At 58.2% G+C, this 21234-nt stretch carries 18 protein-coding genes and 1 pseudogene; 2 read left to right on the top strand and 17 right to left on the bottom strand.

The window, feature by feature from the left end:
• Positions 1 to 77 precede the first annotated feature (77 nt).
• The 6 genes from R6X40_RS10240 to R6X40_RS10215 form a co-directional block, all read right to left on the bottom strand.
• A complete protein-coding gene (locus tag R6X40_RS10240; RefSeq protein ID WP_113246111.1) occupies positions 78 to 764 on the bottom strand; it encodes a response regulator transcription factor in 687 nt (228 codons plus the stop codon).
• Positions 765 to 947: 183 nt separating this feature from the next.
• Positions 948 to 1199, bottom strand: coding sequence for a hypothetical protein (locus R6X40_RS10235; RefSeq protein WP_060503652.1), 252 nt, complete (start codon positions 1197 to 1199; stop codon positions 948 to 950).
• 120 nt (positions 1200 to 1319) lie between these two features.
• A complete protein-coding gene (locus R6X40_RS10230; protein WP_318413140.1) occupies positions 1320 to 1526 on the bottom strand; it encodes a hypothetical protein in 207 nt (68 codons plus the stop codon).
• A 59-nt stretch (positions 1527 to 1585) separates the two neighbouring features.
• The gene (locus R6X40_RS10225; RefSeq protein ID WP_318413273.1) at positions 1586 to 3673 is read right to left on the bottom strand and encodes a glycoside hydrolase TIM-barrel-like domain-containing protein; all 2088 of its coding nucleotides are present in this window, start codon (positions 3671 to 3673) and stop codon (positions 1586 to 1588) included.
• Between the two features lie 175 nt (positions 3674 to 3848).
• On the bottom strand, positions 3849 to 5177 hold the full coding sequence (locus R6X40_RS10220; RefSeq protein WP_318413139.1) for a hypothetical protein: 1329 nt from the start codon (positions 5175 to 5177) through the stop codon (positions 3849 to 3851).
• On the bottom strand, positions 5170 to 5958 hold the full coding sequence (locus R6X40_RS10215; protein ID WP_318413138.1) for a hypothetical protein: 789 nt from the start codon (positions 5956 to 5958) through the stop codon (positions 5170 to 5172). The genes R6X40_RS10220 and R6X40_RS10215 overlap by 8 nt, the downstream gene beginning before the upstream one ends.
• Positions 5959 to 6105: 147 nt before the next feature.
• Between R6X40_RS10215 and R6X40_RS10210 the strand changes: the two genes are divergently transcribed.
• Complete coding sequence (locus tag R6X40_RS10210; protein ID WP_318413136.1) at positions 6106 to 8442, top strand: NACHT domain-containing protein; 2337 nt, start codon at positions 6106 to 6108, stop codon at positions 8440 to 8442.
• A gap of 471 nt (positions 8443 to 8913) precedes the next feature.
• Here the strand turns inward: R6X40_RS10210 and R6X40_RS10205 are convergent, their stop codons facing one another.
• The 7 genes and pseudogenes from R6X40_RS10205 to R6X40_RS10175 all read right to left on the bottom strand — a co-directional run bounded on the left by R6X40_RS10205 (position 8914) and on the right by R6X40_RS10175 (position 18640).
• A complete protein-coding gene (locus tag R6X40_RS10205; protein ID WP_318413135.1) occupies positions 8914 to 9108 on the bottom strand; it encodes a metallophosphoesterase in 195 nt (64 codons plus the stop codon).
• Positions 9109 to 9488: 380 nt separating this feature from the next.
• Positions 9489 to 10709, bottom strand: coding sequence for an AAA family ATPase (locus tag R6X40_RS10200; RefSeq protein WP_318413270.1), 1221 nt, complete (start codon positions 10707 to 10709; stop codon positions 9489 to 9491).
• 293 nt (positions 10710 to 11002) lie between these two features.
• Positions 11003 to 11197 (bottom strand): hypothetical protein, encoded by a 195-nt coding sequence (locus tag R6X40_RS10195; protein ID WP_318413134.1) that lies wholly within the window; start codon positions 11195 to 11197, stop codon positions 11003 to 11005.
• Between the two features lie 2218 nt (positions 11198 to 13415).
• Positions 13416 to 15203 (bottom strand): annotated as a pseudogene (locus R6X40_RS10190) (glycoside hydrolase TIM-barrel-like domain-containing protein); the annotation flags it as partial.
• A gap of 5 nt (positions 15204 to 15208) precedes the next feature.
• Complete coding sequence (locus tag R6X40_RS10185) at positions 15209 to 15754, bottom strand: NlpC/P60 family protein (protein WP_318413133.1); 546 nt, start codon at positions 15752 to 15754, stop codon at positions 15209 to 15211.
• A complete protein-coding gene (locus R6X40_RS10180) occupies positions 15714 to 17039 on the bottom strand; it encodes a TIGR02217 family protein (protein ID WP_318413132.1) in 1326 nt (441 codons plus the stop codon). Before R6X40_RS10180 ends, R6X40_RS10185 begins: the two co-directional genes overlap by 41 nt.
• A 428-nt stretch (positions 17040 to 17467) precedes the next feature.
• Entirely contained in the window at positions 17468 to 18640 is a 1173-nt protein-coding gene (locus R6X40_RS10175; protein WP_318413130.1) for a hypothetical protein, read from the bottom strand.
• A 399-nt stretch (positions 18641 to 19039) separates the two neighbouring features.
• On the opposite strand from R6X40_RS10175, the gene R6X40_RS10170 reads away from it, so the two are divergent.
• Positions 19040 to 19519 carry a hypothetical protein gene (locus R6X40_RS10170; protein ID WP_318413128.1) on the top strand — a complete coding sequence of 160 codons (480 nt, stop codon included), beginning with the start codon at positions 19040 to 19042 and terminating at the stop codon, positions 19517 to 19519.
• A gap of 68 nt (positions 19520 to 19587) precedes the next feature.
• On the opposite strand, the gene R6X40_RS10165 is transcribed toward R6X40_RS10170, so the two are convergent.
• From R6X40_RS10165 to R6X40_RS10150, 4 genes are read right to left on the bottom strand one after another with little or no spacing between them, the layout of a single operon-like run.
• Positions 19588 to 20169, bottom strand: coding sequence for a phage tail tape measure protein (locus tag R6X40_RS10165; RefSeq protein WP_318413269.1), 582 nt, complete (start codon positions 20167 to 20169; stop codon positions 19588 to 19590).
• A gap of 31 nt (positions 20170 to 20200) precedes the next feature.
• A complete protein-coding gene (locus R6X40_RS10160) occupies positions 20201 to 20386 on the bottom strand; it encodes a rcc01693 family protein (protein WP_318413126.1) in 186 nt (61 codons plus the stop codon).
• 26 nt (positions 20387 to 20412) lie between these two features.
• Positions 20413 to 20772, bottom strand: a complete 360-nt coding sequence (locus R6X40_RS10155; RefSeq protein ID WP_318413125.1) for a gene transfer agent family protein — start codon at positions 20770 to 20772, stop codon at positions 20413 to 20415.
• Positions 20772 to 21179 (bottom strand): phage major tail protein, TP901-1 family, encoded by a 408-nt coding sequence (locus R6X40_RS10150; protein ID WP_318413123.1) that lies wholly within the window; start codon positions 21177 to 21179, stop codon positions 20772 to 20774. Before R6X40_RS10150 ends, R6X40_RS10155 begins: the two co-directional genes overlap by 1 nt.
• Positions 21180 to 21234 lie beyond the last annotated feature (55 nt).

Raw genomic sequence — 21234 nt, 5'->3', positions numbered from 1 at the left:
TTGGCCGGACAACACCTCCGGGGCTTGTCCTTCGCGCGCAGACGCCCGGTCTTTCTTGTCGATCATGGCGATCCCGCTCAGGATTTCACTTCCTTGCTGGCCATGCCAGGTGCCTGCATGCGATAGCCGAGGCCGCGCACGGTTTCGATCAGGTCATTGCCGATCTTCTTGCGAAGCCGGCCAACGAAAACCTCGATCGTGTTGGAATCGCGGTCGAAATCTTGGTCGTACATGTGCTCGACCAGTTCCGTGCGCGATACCACCTGCCCCATGTGATGCATCAGATAGGACAGAAGCCGGAATTCATGTGAGGTTAGTTTCAGTGCAACGCCGTTGACCAACGCCTTGGAGCCCTTGGTATCCAGCCGCACCGGACCGCAAACGATCTCGGAGCTTGCATGTCCGGCAGCGCGGCGAATCAACGCCCGGATACGGGCCAGCACTTCCTCCACGTGGAATGGCTTGGTAACATAATCGTCAGCACCGGCATCGATGCCGGCGACCTTGTCGCTCCAACGGTCGCGTGCGGTCAGTATCAGAACCGGCATCACTTTCCCGGCGCCGCGCCATTTTTCCAGCACGGTAATGCCGTCCATTTCCGGCAGGCCGATATCCAGAATGACGGCATCATAAGGCTCGCCCTCGCCAAGGTAATGGCCTTCTTCGCCGTCGAAGGCCTGGTCGACGACATATCCGGCTTCCTTCAGAGTGTCCGTCAATTGACGGTTGAGGTTGACGTCGTCTTCGACCACCAGAATGCGCATGAACAGACTTTCTTCCCTTTCGCGCCAGCATCTCCCAAGGATTTGCCGTCGCGTTGCAACACGAGACTTCTACCAAGGTTCGATGATAGGAACCCCGTAGGTTCCTATCATCGAACCTTGGTATTACACTGCTTACCTTATTTCATCCGTTTCGAGAATGTTTTGAAAGCAAGCATCCTGCGGCTACATCGGCACCCGCATCGTCACCTTTTTCGGACGGCCGCCATTGCCGGGGATCAGCACGGTGACGACACATTTGCCGTCGCCTGTCGGCTGTGCCGACAGCAGTTCGCCACCGGTCTTGGCCACCACTTCGGCAGCCGCCTGACCGCAATCGCCATCCACCGCAACAACCATCGATGGCACATCAATCGCCGGCGGCGCGAATCCGGAAAGGCCCGCTGCAAGCGTTGCTATGATCAAGGGTGAGGACATGAACGCACTTTCGGATTGAAAACAAAATTGGCGGTCTGGGAAGCATCGTTGCAGTTTTAATAGACGATACAGTCTGAATGGCAAATGAATGTCCCGGCAACGGCCCGTTTTGTGCACTGTCTAGCGCAATCGTGAGCGAGCGGAGATCCGGCCCCAGATGGCGATCAGTCCACCCACAGCCGCTGCCAGCGCCGTCAGTCCATCCACAAGTCCACTTTCATCGTCGGCCCCGATCTCCAGTCCCAGCAGATTGGCGCTGGATGCCAGGATTGCAACCACACCGCCCCACACTGTCTTCGACATGTACCAGGTTTTCAAATCGTTCATTTGACGCTCCTCGCCCCGTTGCCTTGATTTGAGTTGGATTTGAATGGAAAGCCGATGGTCTAAAGGCTGAGAAACGCCTGCGCCGGCACTCCGAAGGCAATCTTCTGGCCGCGTTGCCGGACGCGAATCGACAAGGCCGTCTGCGGTCCGCCAAAATCCTCGATCTCGAGGCCCGCCGCATAGTGCAACACCGGTTCGGACACATCGAAGGACCGCTTGATGGTCGCGCCATCGAAAATGTCGAGACGATATCTCTCTTGGGATTCATCCAGTGCAATATCGCCGTCAAGCCAGTGGTCGGCATCGCTGCGGGCGCACCGGATCCAGGTGATTCGGATCTCACCGCCCGCAAGACGCCGCCCACGCAGATGCACCGGCGCAATCGGCCTCTCAGCCCTCAAGCCACCGGCAAACGCAAAGGGACCGCTCGGCGCAGCAGCCTGCCCGCCGGGCTCGGCGATCCAGTTGATCACACGCCCCGCTTCGTCCGCACTCAGCCCAAGCGGCCTGACGGCCATGTTGAGAACAACCACCGGTGTGCCGGAGGAACTGCCCGCCAGCATGGCATCGGTGGTCCCGTGCAGCCCGCGCAATAGTTTTGTCAGCCGCCAGCGCCCGGCAGAGATTTCCTCCGCACTTTGGAAACCGATGATTTCCCAGGCACCGTTTGCAGCAAGGATCGCCACGCGGTTCTGTCCATTGAGGACGGAAAGTCGGGCTGCTGAAGACAACCCGCCGAAATGCAAATCAAGCGTCAGCGTACGCGCGGCATCAAACCGCCCGGTAACACCTCCACTGAGCGGCTCCGTCAAAATACCCGTCTGCGCCGGTTGCGCGAGCCGCACTCGCGCCTGATAGCCTTCCGTCGTCGCCGATGACGAGAGCGTGACGGCCCGCCATGGACGGGCAAAGACAGCTGCCCGCGCAAAAGTGCTGGCAGGACCCGCCTCGTATTGCGGCAGATCCATCAGATGCACGACCGGCGAGAACCCATCGGATGGGGTGCGCGGCGGACGAACCGGTATGGATGGCTGGACCGGCCCACCACCGCTCGACGGCACAAACGCCCGTGCCTCGACCGAGCGCGCCGCGCCATCCTCGATCCGGTTGACAACAAACTGGCCCGCCGGCCCATCGTCGAAAGAGATGACATCGCCCGGCTCGAACGCCAGGGCTGCTGGCGACAGCGAAAAACGCACGCTGCGCCGCGACACCTGATGATCCCGAAGCGCCTCCTCGACGGCGCTTGCCGCCGCCCCATCATGCATAACACCTGGCAGGGAAAGCCGCAGAACCCGGTCGTTGGCCGGCGACACCCGGCGTGACCGCGCCGTCGTCCGCTCGTAGGCATTTTCCGGATCGAGCCGATCGAGGATGGCCTCGCTGCCGAAGTCGCTATCGTGGCCCCGTGTCTCCTCAAACAGCGCTTGTCCGTCGAGATCCGCCAGCACCGAAATGACCTCTGGCTGCGACGCCTGTTTCATCCGTGAACGGAACCGCAGTGTCCCGCCATCTTCAACCGCATCGATCTGCAACGCCGCCATCAGCGGCTCGAGCACATCGCGCGCCGATGCCTGCTCCGACTGCACATAACCGCTGAGATCGCCGCTGACGCGGCTCACATCGCCGCCCTGAAAGCCATGGTCCGCTAGCACCGCCGCGATCACGTCGGCCGCTGTCGCTGCACCCAACCTGCCATTCACCCAATGCCCCGTCTGCCAATTGGCGCCATCGGACCAAAGCACCGTATTCTCCGGAAAGGCCGGCATCGGCCGCGCGTCCCAGGTCCAGACGAACATATGATCCGGATCAGCGCATGCGGGCGCACCTGCCCTCTGCCAGAACCGGTGCTGCGCCTCAAGGAACCGGCGCTGCATGGCATCGCCACGGGCGCCGTTCGAAAAATAAGGAACCGCCGTTTCCGACGATTTCGGATCGGTAAAGACGTTCGGCTGGTTCGCCCCCTTGTCGATCGCTGGGCAACCCAGCTCGGTAAACCAGACAGGCTTGGAGCCTGCAACCCAGGCCGTCGGCACCGCCTCTTCGACACCGCCGATCCGGTTGCGATGCGGCTGCCCCCACCAGTTGGCAATATCCTTGTAACGGTAGACCCACGGTGTGGCCCGGCAACTACCGTTGTGAGACAGCTGTCGAGAATCAATGACTTAGCGGCGGTCTTTTGGCCATTCGTTATCCCCGTTTCGCACATTCCCGCGTTGAGAGAGGCAGATTTCGGGCATTAGCTTGTGAGGCTTCTGCCTACATGAACTGCCTTGATCCCGCTATGCATCGCCCGCCCTGTCCACCATCGTAGTCTATCCGCTAATTGCCAGCGTCCGCCTTCCGCAATACATCAATGTGCTGCAAGTTCTTCGTGACGTAGACCTTCCTCAGCGCATCGAACAGCGAATAGTCGATACCCTTTATCCCGACCTCCTGAGTGTCCCTGCTTCGCAGTGGGGGACGTACGATTTTAGCCAGTACCTCAATCTTCCGCAGGTTCTCGAGGATAACCGCGATTATTCTCATCCACTCGTCGTTTTCCGGGACGCGATCAACCGGAACCATGTCCGTTATTTCTGAAAGGCCATGGAGGAAGCCCTTCCGAACACGCCCTGCCAAAGCGGAAGTCCAATCGTATCGGTCGGACGCGTAATCCAGCAGGTCGGCTAGCAGGACTTCGTACAATGGGTGAAAAAAGCTTCCAGCCTGCTCCAACAGATGGTCATCACCACCCAGAACAGTAAAGAAGAGGAGGATGCGTTCGAGTTCGAGGAGCGACCATCTGTCGGGGTCGTGTTTTCTGCTCTGGCTAGCGTCGGCAGGATTTAGAAGCGTGTAAACCTGATCGTTCACCAGCTTCCCAATTTGGCCACCGCGTGACCAATAGTCATAATGGTCTTTAGCGTCGTCACGGATTGCCGGGAGAATACCGTGCGGAAATAGCTCTTTGTATGCTGCCAGCTCCGCCTTGGGAATGTAGATTCCCTTCGTCGTTAGGATGCCTTCAAATCTCGTCAGTAGGACTTTCTTCGCATCACTTGCTTGGAGAGTGAGGTTTTGCACCTGCATAAGCTGCGTCACGAGCTTCAGTGACGTTTTTGTCGAATACTTCTCAATCCACCTCAGTCGTGCGTTTTCCATCATTTTGAGGAGTTCGCCAGATGGATCACCGCTTTCAAAAGCGGATCGAACAAGCGCCGAGAATTTCGATATCCAGTACTTGGACCGGACCGGATTGCCCAAAAGGTCCTGAATTCCAGCCTCCACCTCGCCGTGGGCGACACTCCTTGTTTTCGCAGCCATCCGAGATCGCAGGGAGATGAAGGCTTTAATCGCTTCGCCTCCCAGTCGAGGATGCCGCGCGTAAACCTCGGCGTCGGTCCAGTCGGCATCGATTATGTAGGCATGCCCCGCTTCCAGCACCGGGATCGGCGTCTTTTTGCTTATGGAGACCGACATTCGGTCTTCGAGATAATGAACCCGGTAATTGAGTTCATCGATTTCGTAGAAATCGATGACGATGAAATGATGGTCCGTCTTGGGAATGTAGACATAATTCGACCGAGGCTTCTGGAGCACCGGCAGCGAGATCGCATAAGAATCCGTCTCGAAGTCGATGCAACCGACCATTTCATATGTCTCATCCATCGATCAGCCTCAGCTTCTTGTAAATCGCTTTGACTTCCTCGTAGACGATAGAAACGTAAGCCTCCGTGTTGATCGGATAGACGTCGTATTGACGGACCTGAACCCCACGCTCCTTGAAGTATTTCTTCAGGTTCTTGTCGTCGAAATACGAGCGCGGGAGCACGACACCGAGCAGGTTATCTTTGATTGACACCTCCAGGTCGGTCTGGACCTCGATTGCAAGCGAGCGGTCGTCCGCTTCGAGGTGTTCGCGATTATATAGCGCGCAAAGCGCAAGCACCTGGGCATGGCGCATACCCAGGCCGTTTCGTCTGGAAACCTCGTCACGCGACTTCGCCTTTCCGTGGAAATATGAACTGTCGCCTCCGAAGAATATATCGACGAGCAGGTCGATCGCGGCTGTGTTGCTCGCGACGTCATAACCCTCAGCGTTGAAGCGCGAAACATAGCTCGGCAAGCGCGAACTCTGGAATGCCCCGGAGTCGAAGGGGAAAATACGGCGAATATTGAGAAGGCAGGTACTTTTCAAAACGAGGACGAAGGGCAGCTCCCAATCCTGAGGGTTCTTGTGGAACTTTCGGTATGCGGGTCGTCCATGGAAGAAATAGGCGAGATTTTCCCCGGTGAAGGTATCGCAGGGCGTTACTTCCACGCGCTCGTGCCCCAACATCTTCCAGATGTTCGCGCTTTCAGTTGAGTGGACCAGCGGAAGTCCAGAGTGAAAATTGGTGCCCTGCTCCGTTAAGAACTCGGCTAGCGTGAATTCCTTCAATTCTTTCATGATGTCGACCCAGAATCAGTTGTTAGTGATCTTACGTCAACAATTTTGGCGACATCAGGCATTATTTGCGCGCAATCTCGGATTGTTGATGCGCGCCAGGAAGGAATGCAGTCATTGTTTTGGGCAACGTGAGTCGGGGGAAGTTGTTTGACGAACAAATTTGGCAAGAGTGGCGCGCCGATTGCGCGCTCGACCACGGAAATTGGAGATGAACTCCGCGATCAGGTAATCGACTTGCTTGAAGCGGAGGGACATAAGGTCTCGCGTGAAATCCGCATCGGCACCAAGAAGGTCGACATCCTTCTCGATATGGCGGATGAGTTCCGTCCGCAAAAAATCGCTGTCGAGTGTAAGAACCTTGCCAAGAATATGTCGCAGGGTGAGCTTAATGCGATCTGGGCCGACTACATGTCGCTGTTCGAAAAAGGCGAAGTCACTAGCGTCTTCGTCATTTCAAGACTCGACTTCTCACCTGAAGCCAAGGCTTACGCCCAAGAAAGGCGCGGCCGGCTGGAGATATTCTCAATTAAGGAATTCGAAGAAAACCTTCTTGGCTTCCGAAAATACTGCCGCGACGTCCGCGACCTCTTCAGCGAAGGGGGCCTCGAGGAATACTATATCAAGTCTTCGATCGAAGGCGACGGTGAGCTTCACGAACGCATTATGACATGGGTAGCCGACCCATCGAAAACGCCGGTTGCCATCCTCGGCGGCTATGGGATGGGCAAGACGTCGTACTGTAAGTTCCTAACGAGAGACTTGGCAGACCGTTACCTCGACAACCCCTCTTCAAGAGTCCCTGTTTACGTACGTCTGTCTGACATCGCCACCCAGATGGACGTTGACGGTCTGATCGCCAAGACGCTGGCAGGCCGATACAGCACCAAGAACTACTCGTTCGCCAAGTTCAAGAAGTTGAACCGTACAGGGAAGTTCGTGATTATCTTCGACGGCTTCGATGAAATGAAGCACGCGCTGTCCTGGGCGGACTTCAAGTACAATTTCTCCCAGATACACTCGCTCTTGGACGGGAAAGCCAAGATCATTGTCGCTGGGAGACCGAATGCGTTTCTCTCCGATAGTGAACACGCCTGGATTTTACGCGGTCAGCGGATCGCAGGAGAACAGGTAATTCGCATGCCGGGCGCGCCGGAGTATATCGAACTCGCCCTCGCCCCGTTTTCGGACGAAGAAGTCACGCGGTTTCTGGAGAGCTATCTAAGACAAAATCATCCCGCTGATATGGTCGAGCCATCCGAGATCGACGAGTGGGTTTCGCTTCGCGTGACGGATTTTGACAAGATCAGGTCGAGCGGCGACCTCCACCGACCCGTCCACCTTAAAATCTACGCTGACATAGCCGCTGATCCGAGCGTGAAACTTGAGAGCTTCACGACCTATGGTCTTTATTCGATAGCGGCAACAAGGATCAGCGAGCGCGAAGGCGAAAAGCTCGTACGGAAACAGATCGATTCGGAGAAACGGCAACGCATTATCGAGCGTATTGCGTGGTGGCTTTGGGATTCATTTGACGGGCGGCGTCTATATTTCACTGCCGACGTGGTTCCGGAATCGATCATCGGGCGTGACCTCCTTGATGATCCCCTTTACGAGCGCGACACGCTGTACCGCGAGATTTTCACGGGTTCATTTCTGGAACGTAAGTTCGGTCAGAACTACTACTTCTCTCACCGATCATTCTTGGAATTCTTCGTCGCGCGCAGGCTAGAGAAGGCCGAAAAGCACGAGATTCAGGTCCAGTCCATCTTTAAAAATCTCAACCCCGAGATATTAGCATTCCTTCGCCAGAGCCCGGGTTACCAAGAGTTTCTGGCCTACGTGGATAAAGGGATGCAGAGGTTCAGCGGCGAAATCCCTCTGCTGCTGCTGGAAGAAATATTCATATTCCGCGAGCAAAAAGGATTGGCTGATGCTCAACTGCCGATCCAGATATTGCTTCGTTACTACGGATTTTTGCGAGCCGACGTGATCGACGGTCCCGCGCTCGTGCGAATGATTGCGATGGACTTGAGTTCAAAAAGTCAGGAGCAACGAGAAACGGCACTCTATTTCGCGCTCTTTCTCCTTCGTGTGCGGTTTGACAGGGACGTCCTAATCGGCCTTCTCCAAGCCTTGGCAAAAACGGTGCAATGGCCGAACCGGGCGGGGTCCGCATCGGGAATGAACATCACGAAGTACTCATATTCTAGGCAGAACATCGGGGAGTATGTGTTTGTGAGGTTTGCAAGGATAGCAGCGGAAATGGCGCGAGACGGTAATCCGATCATAAGCTTTGACTACGCCAGAGCATTTGACGAAGTCCGCGAAAAGAGGTCTCCCAAGATCGTGATAGGCGAGTCGGGTTTTCCGAAACTCGCTGACCTCACCCCGGCAGTTCGGCTTGAATTCACCGAGATTTTCGAAGGCATCAGTATTAAGGACCAGAAGGCGGCCCGCGATGTACTTGTCGTTGGGGTGAGCTGATAGTCCAGGCGAGCATATCGCGACGATTGTATCGGTGGCCGAGAGAACACCGTTGCCGATTGACTGCGCCATCGTTTCCGTGAAAGTTCCAAGTGACATTTCTCAGATGTAAGGAACATATGAGAATCAAAATTTTCGATGACGCTGCGGCACACCTCCGTTTCGACGCGCTATCAGAACACTTAGTTGACGGGGTCTGCGACTAGGTGCGGGTCAAAGTCAGTCCCCTCTCCCGGATACCCGCGCGGATTGGCCAGCACCCTCGTCTCACCGACACGGTAATCGACCCTCTTGTGGACGTGGCCATGCACCCACAAAGCAGGCTGTCCTTCGACGATCAGGTCCTCCAGATTGGAGGCGTAGCAGGCAGACAGCGGATCGCCCTTGAACTCCGGTGGAATTGATCTGGGTGATGGGTTAAGACGTTAAGACAACCGTCTTCCGCGCCGAAGGTTTCTTCAGTGCCGATTTTTATTCATGGTTCCCTGCGGTAAACACCACGGGCATCGAGGAAGTGATGTTGGCCGCCAACCATTCGATGCTCGGAACAATGCCGCGTGTAAGCAGATCGCCGGCGCGGAGCAATGCGTCTGCGTCAGGAGGCGGCACCTGAACATACGGTTGTCCGAATTCCAGATGCAAATCGGAAATGATCCAGAGTTTCACGCTTTTGCACCTTCCTGAACTCCGAGGGTCGAATGCTCGACCTAGATACAATAATTGGACGCCACGGTCTGGTCTGTTTTTCTGCCTTGCCGGATCAAATCGTAGAGCTCAAGGTGCTTGTGATCCGTTGAAAGGAGGCAGAGGTGACCAGACCACCACGCCCTAAGCAAAAGTCGGCAAAGGAAATGTCGCTCGGCTCCGCCTTAGACGAAATCGGATTCAAGCCGCTCGGCCGTCGCGTAAAAATCAAGCCAGGCATCAATCAAACACAGCTCCGGAAGCCATTCCCCGCAAACGCCACAGGAGAACGGTGCTAGCAGATGGAGACTATTTGTTGAGCGGCTCCGCCCCTCTCTCGAGCGAGGAGCGGAGCCTGACCGCTAGCCGTCAATTCCTGACGGATGCGGGTTCGTCGCCCCTGGGCTGGACTTCACGTCCAGAAGCGCCCGAACTTCGTCGCCGATGACGCGGCCCTTGTCGATCAGCGTATCGGTAAGATTGTCGAGTTCCTGACGATGCTCCGAGAGAAGCGCCATCGCCCGATTGAACTGGGTCTTCAGCCTTGCATCGACGAGACTGCGCAGTTCAGGGTCGCGACCACGGAGATACTCTAGGGGACGGTTCCCCTTCCCAAGTTCGGCAGAAAGCACCTCACCAAACCCATAGTGACGCTCCAGCTTCGTGGCGGTATCGCTTGCCAGCATCAGGTCTGACGATGGCTCGCCGCCTGCCCCGTCTGCATGGCTACCATAGACCAGCGTCTCGGCCGCAATGCCACCCAAGAGCATAGCAATCCTGTCGTCGTAGTAGCTGGCCCGCTTCACTCGGCCGACCTCGGGTTTAAAAACGGTCATACCGACCGACTGAGCGCCCCCTTGGAGGGCCGCATCCCGATCAATGTGAACGTGATTGAGTACGTCGCATGCGAGGACGACCCCAACGAGGGCATGCCCTGCTTCGTGGACCGCGGTGTGGCGCACCTCGCTCTCGCTCAGGACATATCGCGCTGGCATCACCTCTAAAAGAAGGTCTTCCGACAAGGCAACCTTCCGCCGCCTCGAAAGCCGCCTGGCGTCCCGAGCAAGCTTCTCAATGTCAGCTCCCGACCATCCCCTAGTCGCCAAGGCGAAACGGACGAGTTCGCCGCCAAACGCTTGATCACGCAGGTGATGCCGAAGGATCGCTACACGGGCGGTGGCATCAGGCAACGGGATTTCGATGAGCGTCTCCAGCCTTCCGGGCCGAAGCAGGGCAGGATCGATGGCAGACGGATTGTTGGTGGCACCCACGACGACGACGCCTTCACGACCCTCGACCGGATCAAGGCATTCAAGCATGCCGTTGATAACCTGCCGTCGATAATCCTTTGCATGGTCGTCCTCCCCCTCCCTGTCGCCGAAGCTATCGAATTCGTCCACGAAAAGGATGCAGGGCTTCTGTTTCATCGCTTGTGTGAATGCGGAGCGCATAGCTTTGAGGTAATCCCCTAAGTGACCAGCAGCCTGCCAACGAGCGGCGGACGCGACTACGAGATTGGCCTCGCACGAGTTAGCGAGTGCCTGGGCGTATGTCGTCTTTCCGCAACCGGGCGGACCATGCAGCAGCGCGCCCCGATCAACGTCTTCCCCACGCGACAGGCGATCACGCAGCGCGTGGCGCGATCGATCAAGACCGTGATTTGCTGGCCGAGGAACGACGAGCTATCCATTTCAAGTTGCTCTGCGGCTAAAGGGTTAAGCTTTTCGGTTTTCATGGCATGCGTCTCCGATGTCGCGAACGCTTGACGTCGCGGACTGAGTGGCTCGGGTATGGATGCGGACAGTTCAGTTCGATTGCGGCGGCGGCCGGGCGAAATACTGCAAAGCGTGCCAGAGGCCGCGAGTGGGCGATGGGGTCACCAGGACGCAGCCTCCTCGCCGTCATCGATGGGGCGGAGATTGGTCTCCAGGCTGACGTCACCGTCAGCGAACATGGCGCGGATGAACCCGCCAGAATTGTCTACGAGAAGGACTTCGGGGATACCGAACTCAGCCCAGAGATCGGTCGGAAGCACTTCGGTCGGATGGAAGCAGTCTTTGGGAATGAACATGACATGCGTCTCCTGTTTCCGCGGACGGCAACCGTCGCGGATGAATGAAATTGGAATTTGGTCATGCTGCTGCGCTTCCGCGTAGGCGGACCGCAGTATTGCTGCTGAAATGAAGGTCGGGATCGACGAGGATCGCGCGGCCGTCACAAAACCAATGATCAGCTAACGCTGGTCATATTCGGTTCTGGGATGTCCTAACTATCGTCATCGCTGGTCTCCGGATCGGGCGGTATAGGTTCTTCGCTCCGATGGAGGCGGAACATAAAGAGAACGACCCCTGCAGTCAACCGGGCCCACCCAAGAATAACGCGGCCGAAAGCACGTTAACGTCTTGCTAACCAAACACACTTACCTTCTGGGTGTGTACTACTGTATGTGCCTTGACCGATTTGCAGAGAGGTCAACCACTTCGAGCTTGCAAGGGGTCGTCCGAAAGGTCGGCCCCTTTCTCATTAAAGCTTTCGGCATTTCCGGTTCTCCTATAGATCGGGCGGCGACGTCGCCCTGTTTCAGCACCGCCATGATCCAGCGGATGACATGAGTGAAGCCGGACGAGGTTAACAAATCATTGCCAAACATTATAACAAGCTAATACAAACCGTTGATGCGGTCACCGCGGCTCGCAGCTGATGAGCGGCCAAATGCTGGCGAACGTAGCCCGCCCGGTGGCCAAAGGTTAACAGCCGCCGGGTCAGGTGACCCCGCCCGAATTACTTCCCAAGCATCTCCTGTGGAGTCCGGATTTTCATCTCCGCTTCACAAAGGTATCCGCGTACGAAAATGAAGCGGCGGCGTTGACGCAAGTTCACAGTGTCCGGTACGACTGCACGCATGCTCATGACCGCGAAAAATATCGCTAAGCGAATAGGTTTATCCGACGCCCGAATGGGCGTGCCGACGTCGGAGATATCTAACGAGAGCGGTCCTATGAGAGTCTTGTATACTGCATATCGAAATGCTCCTGCCCGACCAGCGGAGTCTATGGTTGGCTTCGCTTCAGTGATCCTGGGGAAATTCCACGGCGACTTGGTTGGCGAATTGATCTGCTCTCAAATGGCTGTGCAGCACATACAGGGATAGCTCTCGTCCGCCACCCGTATCGGTTCCCGTTGAGGTCCAACAAATGCAGCACTCGTCCGATTTCGCTCGCCGTCGATCCAGGATCGATGAACAACTCACGCTGTCCTCTTGCGTCGCAATGGCTGTGATCTCCCGTGTGCTGCGCCCTAGACTTAAACGTTCTCCTCAGTTCGTTGCGAGTCTCGTGCTGACCGACGCGACCAATAAGGGTGCCGGCCGCGTGGCAGCTGGCGGCGATGCCACGGCGGGTCATCCCCCGTGAGGTCCTGAAATTAACCGCTACCCATGAAGAGGGGCATGCAACCGTGGTAGTTCCGAACGTATCGTATTCGGCGACCACACGAGCGGCAGCGGCGTCCACCTGATGCAGACCTCGTTCCTGCTACGGATTTGGCCGCAATGATGGACGTCAAAGGGGGTTTTGGGTCCGCGATGTCTTTGGAAACAGCTGAAGGTCATGGCGAATTGAGACGGTTGCGGGAAACAAAGCCGGCGCTAGCAGAGGCCGTAGAGAGGCGTATCCGGTCTCAATACACTCGGGCCGATGACCTTCTAAGGGAAAGGATCGAGGTCTTGAATAAAGTCGCGGACACTCTGAGCGAGCGGCAATCTCTGACGGCAGACGAAGACCAGGATATGGCCACCGCTCCAGATCGTGAAATCGCACCTCCTAGAACACGCGGTGTCTTGAATTAACCCGAAGCCGGAGAATCCAATCTATACTTTGAGCTTTACTTCAGGAGAGAGCGAAATACATCCGGGACCGGCACGCCTTGGACGGGGAAATAGTTAACGTCGCCCGTTGGTCCGTGGGAGCGGAAGGCCTCCCGCGAGCAGGCCACAGCCCTCAAGGCCGTTTGGGTCAAAGAAACAATTTATTTTGCTGAACCAGCCAAAAACCGTCGAACAGGCGGTTTTTTTGTGCTTTTCGTGGAAAATTACATCGCTGTCGCGAATCAAAGGCGAATCGGATAGTGCATTTTTTGCGTCCGCGCCTGAGTGCGCTCCTTCAAATTCGCGACGTTTTATCGTCAAAACCACCACTATAAAAAGTTGACGCATTGCGAATAATTGGTATAATTGGCGCTCCACACAAGTCCATCCGCGTAATTCCCAAAGGAACGTGCTAAGCCGCACACGGCTTTCCCGCCAGCCCGTCGGTAATCGGCGTGCGTATGCGATCCCGGCGATCGCCGCTGCTGGCATAATACCAGTCATAGCCCTCACCGGCCGCGACCATGGCCCGCATCGCCTCCGCATCCTCTGCCAACCGGAAGTCATCCGGATTGCCCCGAGTGAGGTCGCCGTCGCGCCAGTCTGACAAAGGCATGTAATTGTCGATCCCGACTGCATCGATATCCGGCGAGGCCCAGAGCGGATCGAGATTGTAAAGCACCTCGCCTGAGCCGTCCGGCGGGTGGTAACCAAAATACTCGCTCCAGTCCGCCCCGTAGGTCAGCTTGGTGCCCGCCCCGAGAATGGCCCGAAGATCCGCCGCAAGCGCTACCAACTTCTCGACAAACGGGAACGCGCCCGCGTCATCCCGCAACTGCGTCAAACCACGCAATTCTGAGCCGATGATCAACCCGGAGACCCCACCCGCCGCCTTCGCCAGCAGTGCATAATGAAGCACCAACCGACGGTACCCCTCGCCTGCAGACAGCGACGCCACCGACGTCCCGGAAAAGGAAAAATCTCCCGCCGTGGCAGCGCCGCAAAACGCACCCACCTGCGTGCGCGCCGCCATTGTCTTGTCGGCACTATCCACCAGTCCCGGTGCCGGATGCGCGGTAATTCGCCCCCGCCACGGATAGGCCGGCTGCCCCGTTCCACCATAAGGGTTGGGCAGCGCGTTGCCGGCCGCGATGTCCATCATCACGAAAGGATAGAGATAGACCTTCAGCCCCCGAGCTTTCAAATCGGCGATTGCCGCCGCCACGCTCGCATCGCTCGGTGTTCCGCCATAGGCAGGGCCGCCATCATTGTGGCTGATCAACCGCGCACCACCGCGCGAAATGCCCGACACGGACCAGGGCCGGCTTTCCCCCCGCCGTACCGGCGTCTCGACGCCGGGCACGATCCGGCACTGGCCTGCCCGCAAATCCGTTCCGAACCACGACACCACCAGTGCCACGCGCTCGAGGTTCGGGCACAATGCCTGCAATTCATCGATCGAGGCAGACCAGTCAGAACCGGCATGAAAAATATTGCGGTTGATCAGCCGGCTCGCACCCGCCCCTGTCTCTTCCTTCACAACGTTCGGGTCATAGCCGTGCTCGCTGGAGCCCGGAATGATCGTTATAGCCCGGATTTGCTTTTCCAGCGCGCCAACCGGCCGCAAGACCTCGAACTGGATCACCGGAAGCCGGTTGCCATAACCATCCAGTGGCAACCGTTCGAACACAGCATAGGCGAGCCCCCGATAGGCCGGCGCTTTTCCCACACCCTGCTTTGCCTCGATCAGCGGGTCGGGCAATTGTCCGCCTGTGCCGCGATAAACCCGCATCTCGATCCCGGTCAGATCCAGCTCCCGCCCATCCGCCCAGACCCTGCGCACGCAGGCGATCTCGCCCTCGCAGATCCCCAGGGCGAAATTGGCGTAGTAGCGAAACGTCTCGACCCTCGGCCCGCTCGCCTTGCCGCCCTGCCGCTCGACCCGCACTTCCTCCTCGAACCGCGTCGCCCAGATCAAAGTGCCGCCGATGCGCACCGTGCCATAGGCGCGGGTGATCGCGGTTCCGTCCTCGGCACCGGGTATGCGTGCATCGCCCAGCCGGGCGCCGGAGACAGTCGTCATGCCGTTGATGATCGAGCGGTCGATGACCGATCCGGCCAACGCCCCGGCCGCCCGGCCAAGTGCTGCCCCAACCGGGCCGAACACACTGCCAAGAGCAGCGCCCGCCGCCTGTAGAAGAATGGTTGCCATGATCGTCAGACCTTTTCGGGAAAACGAAATACTCCGGAAATCCGCCGGCGCCACGACGGCACCAGCGCCGACTCGATCACCGCCGCCTGTTCGTAGGCATGAATGAACCTGTCGGAGGCACTGACAATTCCCGCATGTTTGGCCGGCAGATCCGGCCGCCAGCAAAACAGCAGCAGATCGCCCGGCCGCATCTCCGCCACCGGCAGCTCCGCACCAAAATGCCGGCGCGCTGCATCACGCAACCGGTTCTCGCCACTGCGCTCCGCCCAGTCCGGCTGATACGCTGGCGGTAATTCAGGCTCGGAACCATGTATCTCGCGCCAGACGCCCCGCACCAAGCCCAGACAATCGCAACCGACACCCTTCAGACTTGCCTGATGCCGGTACGGCGTGCCGATCCAACTCCGGGCGACCGAAATGATCCGGTCTGCGAATGCGGCGCCATTACCCACGCATTTAGAGGGAGGAACGGCGCACCGCGCCGGGGTCGGGTGATCTTTCCGGATAACCTCACTCATACAAAGCCCGCCCGTCATGTACCGCATCGCCATCCGCATAACCGAAGGCAAAATCCGTTCCGGGCATATGCGGAAAACCCTGAAAATTCAGCCGGTTTGCAAATTTGCCGCCACAGGTGAAAAAACTCTTGTCGCACCCCGCTGTCACCGTGAACGGATCTCCCGCCGCCAACGGCAACGGCGGCGGCAGCCACAGAGAAAACGTCACCCCGTCGTCGTCCTTGCGATGATCCTCGATGTCGCAGCCATGCCCGGCATTCGCACCGCCAACGAAGCGGAACATGCCATAGCGGTAGTGTCCCGCCACCGCCGCATCGACCCCGGTCACCCGTATCCGCGTCTCCCCCAGAACAGCGGCAACCGTGCCACTGCCCCGGTAGGCCGGATCGCTCAAATTCACCTTGCAGCGTCCATCGCCCAGCACGGCATCGCAACGCCGCCCGTAAATCCTCCCCTGCACCTGATCCAGCCGATGCGTCAGCCGCCGCAGCTCGGCGCGAAAGGCGCCGCCCGCGCGCACCACATCGCCGATCTCCTGCACGCGCAGCAGAATGCGCTGGTCCGGCGCCTGCCAGTTCACCTGGAACACCTCGACCTTGGCGCCGTCATAACGTCCAGCGATCACATCCGCTTCGCTGATCGCAACGCTCGAAAACCCGCCGGCAACCTCGCCCGCCTCGACGGAAAGCCCGCTCGCCGCCTCGCTGTCGGCCGCCTGGAAACCGCTGGCCGCCCAAAAATCGGTCCCGTCAAAGCGCAGATCATGAACCGGCACATCGAACTCGAACCCCGCCTTGACGACAGCGCCGCTCGCCGGAATTTTCGATGGCGGGAATGTCACCCGCCCGGTCGCCGCATCGAGCGTAAAATCGGCGGGCGCTGCCAAAACACCACCAACCGAAATCACCACGGTCCCCGGAACCGGCTTGGCGATCTCACGCACACTCGCGCCGCCCGCATCGCCATAGGTCTTCACCAACTGGAACGTGGCCGCCACACTATCGCCGGTGCCGATCGCCTGATCATGCGCTGTGATGCCCCCACCCGGCGCGCAAGATTTGAAGTCCAGCGGATCGCGAAAGCGGAACCCGTAAAGCTGCCCCGCCCGCGCCTCGAAAAATTCCAGCACCGCATAGAGATCGCCGATCGACCTGATCCCGGAACCCGCATCATAATGCCGGCGCGCATCACGCCAGCGCCGGTTGCGGTTTTCGCGTCCGTTCGAAAGGCTGACAATATCCGTCCGCCGCACCGGCCCGCCACTCGTGCCCAAAGCCAGGCGCAAGGGAAACCGGACCTCGTGAAATCCTGTTGCCATGGTGTTTTCCAGTGTGTGTGGAATCGATTGGGAGGGCTTCTCTAGGAATCGCAGTATCGGCGGCGACGTTCGCCTGCCCGCTACCTTCCGCGAAGTGAATGAGAGGCGGCCAAGTCGCGACCTCCCTCGCCCTCGCGGTCTATTGAGAAGCGACGGCCTCGATCAATCTCTTCAATGAAGGGCAAGCCTTTTCAAGGGGAACGGGTAGACCCCACCGATCTCAAACAGTTTGATGACGCAGTGGGCTGATCTTCATCGAACATTCCCCTGCATCGTCCATTTCTACCCATAACGATTTCCCTCGCGCTATCGTTTCGTCGCGGGGCAGAGATCGCTCTGCCCCGCTGATATCGCAATCAACGGACCCGTATGAAAAGCGAACGAACGCCCTTAAGGGCATGACGCGTCCAGTGTGTTCGCGGAAGCAATCAGGTGATCTGGATCGTGCCTATTTTATAGCGAACAGCTTCATCAGCCGTGATGACCACAGCGCTGTTGCCCAGGATTGTCTGATAGTTCTGATCCTGAGAATTTGGATCGAACACCCCGATGTAATGATTGTTGTGATATTCGTTCATCGCACCACCGCCAGCGAGGCTAATCATACGGCGCCCGTTCGCCTCGAATTGCGGATTAGCCAAAGTATCCGATACACAGTAGCAGAAGCCATTCGCCTGCAGACCGGTATAGCCGAACAAAAGCCATTTCTGCGTGGGAACATGATATCGGATGGTCTGCGCCATGCGCCCGTGCTGATCGTGCATGGTATAGGGATTATACCCAGATACCTTGAGGAATATCTTCGGTTGCTGCGGCGCAATGTTTCCCTGGTAGTATTGGTGGTTGACCGTCTCCCATTGGTTCGCGTTGTTATAGAATTGCCAGCCCACCGAGGCGTCAAGATTCGACGTACGGATTATTGTGAAGCCGTTATCAAGCAGCGTAGTATTACCTGGCAGGTTCCGAACCTCCACGAAGGCGTAATAATAATTGCCTTCCTTCACAATGTTCGAAGGATGCAGGAAGCCATAGGCGGTGTCGAGAGACTGATAAGACCACGGCTCCGGGATCAACACGCAGCGAACATTGTGATGATTTTGGCCGTAGTCCCCAGGATTCGGGATTGTCCATGCCTGACCATCATTGATGGAGCGCACATAACCAATTGTGTTGACCCAGCGCGTATTGAACCCATGGGCGTGGGAGTTGAAACCCGCAACCCCGCCGACCGTCTTGGATGATTGATAGAACTCGTGATGTGTCAAGCCAACCACGAGTGAGCCACGAGCGAAGGGGGACATGATCCAGTGACGGTTCGCATAATGACCTTCAGTGGTATCTCTGGGGGAGTTCCAGTGCACGCCTGCATTCCAGTTGGTCCAGGTCGCACCGTTGTGCCAGTCGGAGACAACATTGTAACGGTACCCTTCGGAATGGCAGGTGATGAACGTAGGCGTTCCGTTTGCATCGCGCCATGGATGCAAGGGGCCATCCACCCACAAGCCGTAGGGCGTGCTTCCGCCAACATAGCCGTGCAATGGGTTCGAACCGAAATCCATGCAGGTCGTGTTTCCCGATGTGGTAACTATACTGGTGACCATTCATTTCTCCTTTTGTAAAATGCAGAATTACATCGCCTCCACCGAAGACGGTGTGTGCCGCTGGGCGTCACTGGCCTGACTGCGCCAAAGGTGGTTGGTGATGTTGGAACCGGGCCGCAAAGCCCGGCTTCATTCCAGACAAACGGTGTCGGCCAACCTTTTCGGGGGTCAGGCTGTAGACACCGTCAATCTCGAATTGCTCAATTGCCGCCGGCTTGGTGATCGTCGTCGAAGGCTCACCCGCGACGTCCACTTCAATTCATCACCATTGCCCTCGGGCAGATCTTCGGATAGCCGCCGATACCGTCCAGAGCGGATCTTACCAGCCAGGCTGTGCCGCTTCTGCTTATCGTGGAATCGTTTGGCGGAATGTCTTCAGGGGTTGCGGGAGGAGTGCGTGTGGCACTCGCCTCTCGTTTGCTTGTCGGCAAGCTTGGCCCCGAAGGAAGTGCGAACGGAAAGGTAGCGGCGTCTCTCGCCCTCTCCGCCTATTTGGAAGCGGCGACCTCGATCGCCCATCCCCCGCAACCTCTGTTGGGGTGGCAACTGCGTCATGCTATGGGTCAATTCATGAACAGTAATTTGAAGATAGTTTTCGAACCCACAGGGCTGGAGTTGGTTAATGAAATCAGCCCGCCTGGCTTTCGTGACTGGATGATACAGTTCATGGGAGGTCGGATTGATAATTTCCCGCAGGCTTTCATCGACGCTGTCAACAATCCCGAGGCAGAGCTTGCCCCGCTGCTTAGTGAAATGTTGCCAGGTGATCGACTTTGGAGGTGTCGCAGCGAGGAGCGCGGGCCACTGTATGGACACGAAGGGGTTGCTGTAGTTCGCGATGGACGACCTGTCGTTTATATGCGTGCGATTAACTACTAAGCGGCCACAGCTGCCCCGCGAATGGTCTTGGGGCGTGGCGCATGACGCGAACAAAAGCAAACCCGCTCTCATACTCCCCGCCGCCCGCGCCCCACCGTGCGTGTCAGCATCGCGGCAATCTGCCCCTCCGACTTCCGAAAACTCTGTGCATCCGGCGCCGTCACGTTGAAGACGACATTCATCGCAGCACCTCCACCGGAAGACGCCACACCGAGTGATCCGTCGGAACCACGTTTCAGCGGCAGGATCGCCTCCGATCCAGCCTCGCCCATCAGCCCCATCTGTCCATCCATCGGAAAATAGGTCGGGGTCGAGACGACACCGCCTGCAGCAAACGGTGTCACCCTGCCCGGCACGCCGCCATCGGCAAAAGCCGTCGCGCCGCTGAGGCTCCCGGCAAGCCCGGAGATCGCCGATCCGAGCAGCCCTTCGAGCGGCTTCAACCCCGCTGACAGCGCGATGTCCGTCAGCCTTAGCCCGGCGCTGCGCAGCACATCCTCAAGCCCTTTGCCACCCCGCGTCGCCGATGCCAAGGCGCCTGTAAGCGCCGAGCCGAACGAGCGCGAACGCCGTTCCAGATCGTCGAGCACATCCTTCAAGGCATCCGCATCGTCGACGGCGGCCGAAAACCCGATCTCGTCGCGTTCCATCATTATCTCCTTAAAAAGAGTGCTCGCCATCTCAGTCTGGAAACGCCGCCATCAGCGTTTCCATCCCGGAGCGATCCGGAACTGCGGTGGAAGGCCGCAATCCGCCGAAGGCGGCCTGCATCTCGCGCGGCGTCATCGACCAGAAATCCTGTGCTGGAAGCCGCAGAAGGCAAAGCCCGGCATGGATCGACGGCCCCCACGGAAACGGGGCTGGCAAACCATTCTCCTTGCCCGCTGCGGCTTTCAAGGGTTTGCGCTGTCCTCCGCCCCGCCAAAGGTCGCCGCCAGGAGTTCGCTGGTCAACCGCGCCAGGCCGGCAATGCCACCGTCCATGCTCATCACGGCGACATCCTCATCGGAAACCAGGTTGCCGCCACCGCGCAGGCCGGTGCTGAGGATCCGGATCATATCCTCGGCCTTCAGCCGCCCGGCGGAAAATCGCGCCGCAAGCTCCATCAGATTATCGGCGGCAAACGCCGTCTCCAGTTCGGCAAGGCTGCCGAGCGTCAGGCAAAGGATGCGCCGCTCGCCATCGATGATGGCTTCCACCTCGCCACGATGCCGGTTCGCCCGGCCCGCCGCTCCCGTGTTGCGCCCGGTCATCACAGCGCCGCAAAGGTCAGGGCACCGGCCGATTCCAGTGCCGTTTCAAACAGGATCTCGCCATTGTACTGGCCCGAATATTCCAGCGCCGTCACCTGGAACGGCCCGGTCAGCGTGCCGAAATCCGGAATGACGATCTGCCAGTTGAGGATCGAGCCGTTGAAAAAGGCCGCGCGCACCAGCGCATCCGAACTCTGGTCCTTGAAGATACCGGCACCCGATACCGAGGCGCGCTGTACGCCCGCCCCGCCCAGCAGCTCGCGCCATCGCCCTGCCGATTCCGCATCCGTGGCATCCACCGTCTCGGCGTTGAACGCCAGCCGCTTCGAGCGCAGCCCCGCCACCGTCAGGTAAGAGCCGCCATTGTCGATCTTCAAGAGAAGATCCTTCCCCTTCTGCGCCACCATGTCTTCATCCTTCTGGGAAACAAAAAAAGCGCCCGCAGGGACGCCGACGAACGCA

The organism is Rhizobium sp. PL01, assembly GCF_033447125.1.
Taxonomy (GTDB): Bacteria; Pseudomonadota; Alphaproteobacteria; order Rhizobiales; family Rhizobiaceae; genus Pararhizobium.
This window is presented reverse-complemented; position numbering and strand designations above follow the sequence as displayed.

Coding starts and splice junctions, on each gene's coding strand:
- R6X40_RS10240 (WP_113246111.1), bottom strand. CDS start 764: ATGCGCATTCTGGTGGTCGAAGACGACGTCAACCTCAACCGTCAATTG.
- R6X40_RS10235 (WP_060503652.1), bottom strand. CDS start 1,199: ATGTCCTCACCCTTGATCATAGCAACGCTTGCAGCGGGCCTTTCCGGA.
- R6X40_RS10230 (WP_318413140.1), bottom strand. CDS start 1,526: ATGAACGATTTGAAAACCTGGTACATGTCGAAGACAGTGTGGGGCGGT.
- R6X40_RS10220 (WP_318413139.1), bottom strand. CDS start 5,177: ATGGATGAGACATATGAAATGGTCGGTTGCATCGACTTCGAGACGGAT.
- R6X40_RS10215 (WP_318413138.1), bottom strand. CDS start 5,958: ATGAAAGAATTGAAGGAATTCACGCTAGCCGAGTTCTTAACGGAGCAG.
- R6X40_RS10195 (WP_318413134.1), bottom strand. CDS start 11,197: ATGTTCATTCCCAAAGACTGCTTCCATCCGACCGAAGTGCTTCCGACC.
- R6X40_RS10185 (WP_318413133.1), bottom strand. CDS start 15,754: ATGGCGATGCGGTACATGACGGGCGGGCTTTGTATGAGTGAGGTTATC.
- R6X40_RS10180 (WP_318413132.1), bottom strand. CDS start 17,039: ATGGCAACAGGATTTCACGAGGTCCGGTTTCCCTTGCGCCTGGCTTTG.
- R6X40_RS10175 (WP_318413130.1), bottom strand. CDS start 18,640: ATGGTCACCAGTATAGTTACCACATCGGGAAACACGACCTGCATGGAT.
- R6X40_RS10165 (WP_318413269.1), bottom strand. CDS start 20,169: ATGGAACGCGACGAGATCGGGTTTTCGGCCGCCGTCGACGATGCGGAT.
- R6X40_RS10155 (WP_318413125.1), bottom strand. CDS start 20,772: ATGACCGGGCGCAACACGGGAGCGGCGGGCCGGGCGAACCGGCATCGT.
- R6X40_RS10150 (WP_318413123.1), bottom strand. CDS start 21,179: ATGGTGGCGCAGAAGGGGAAGGATCTTCTCTTGAAGATCGACAATGGC.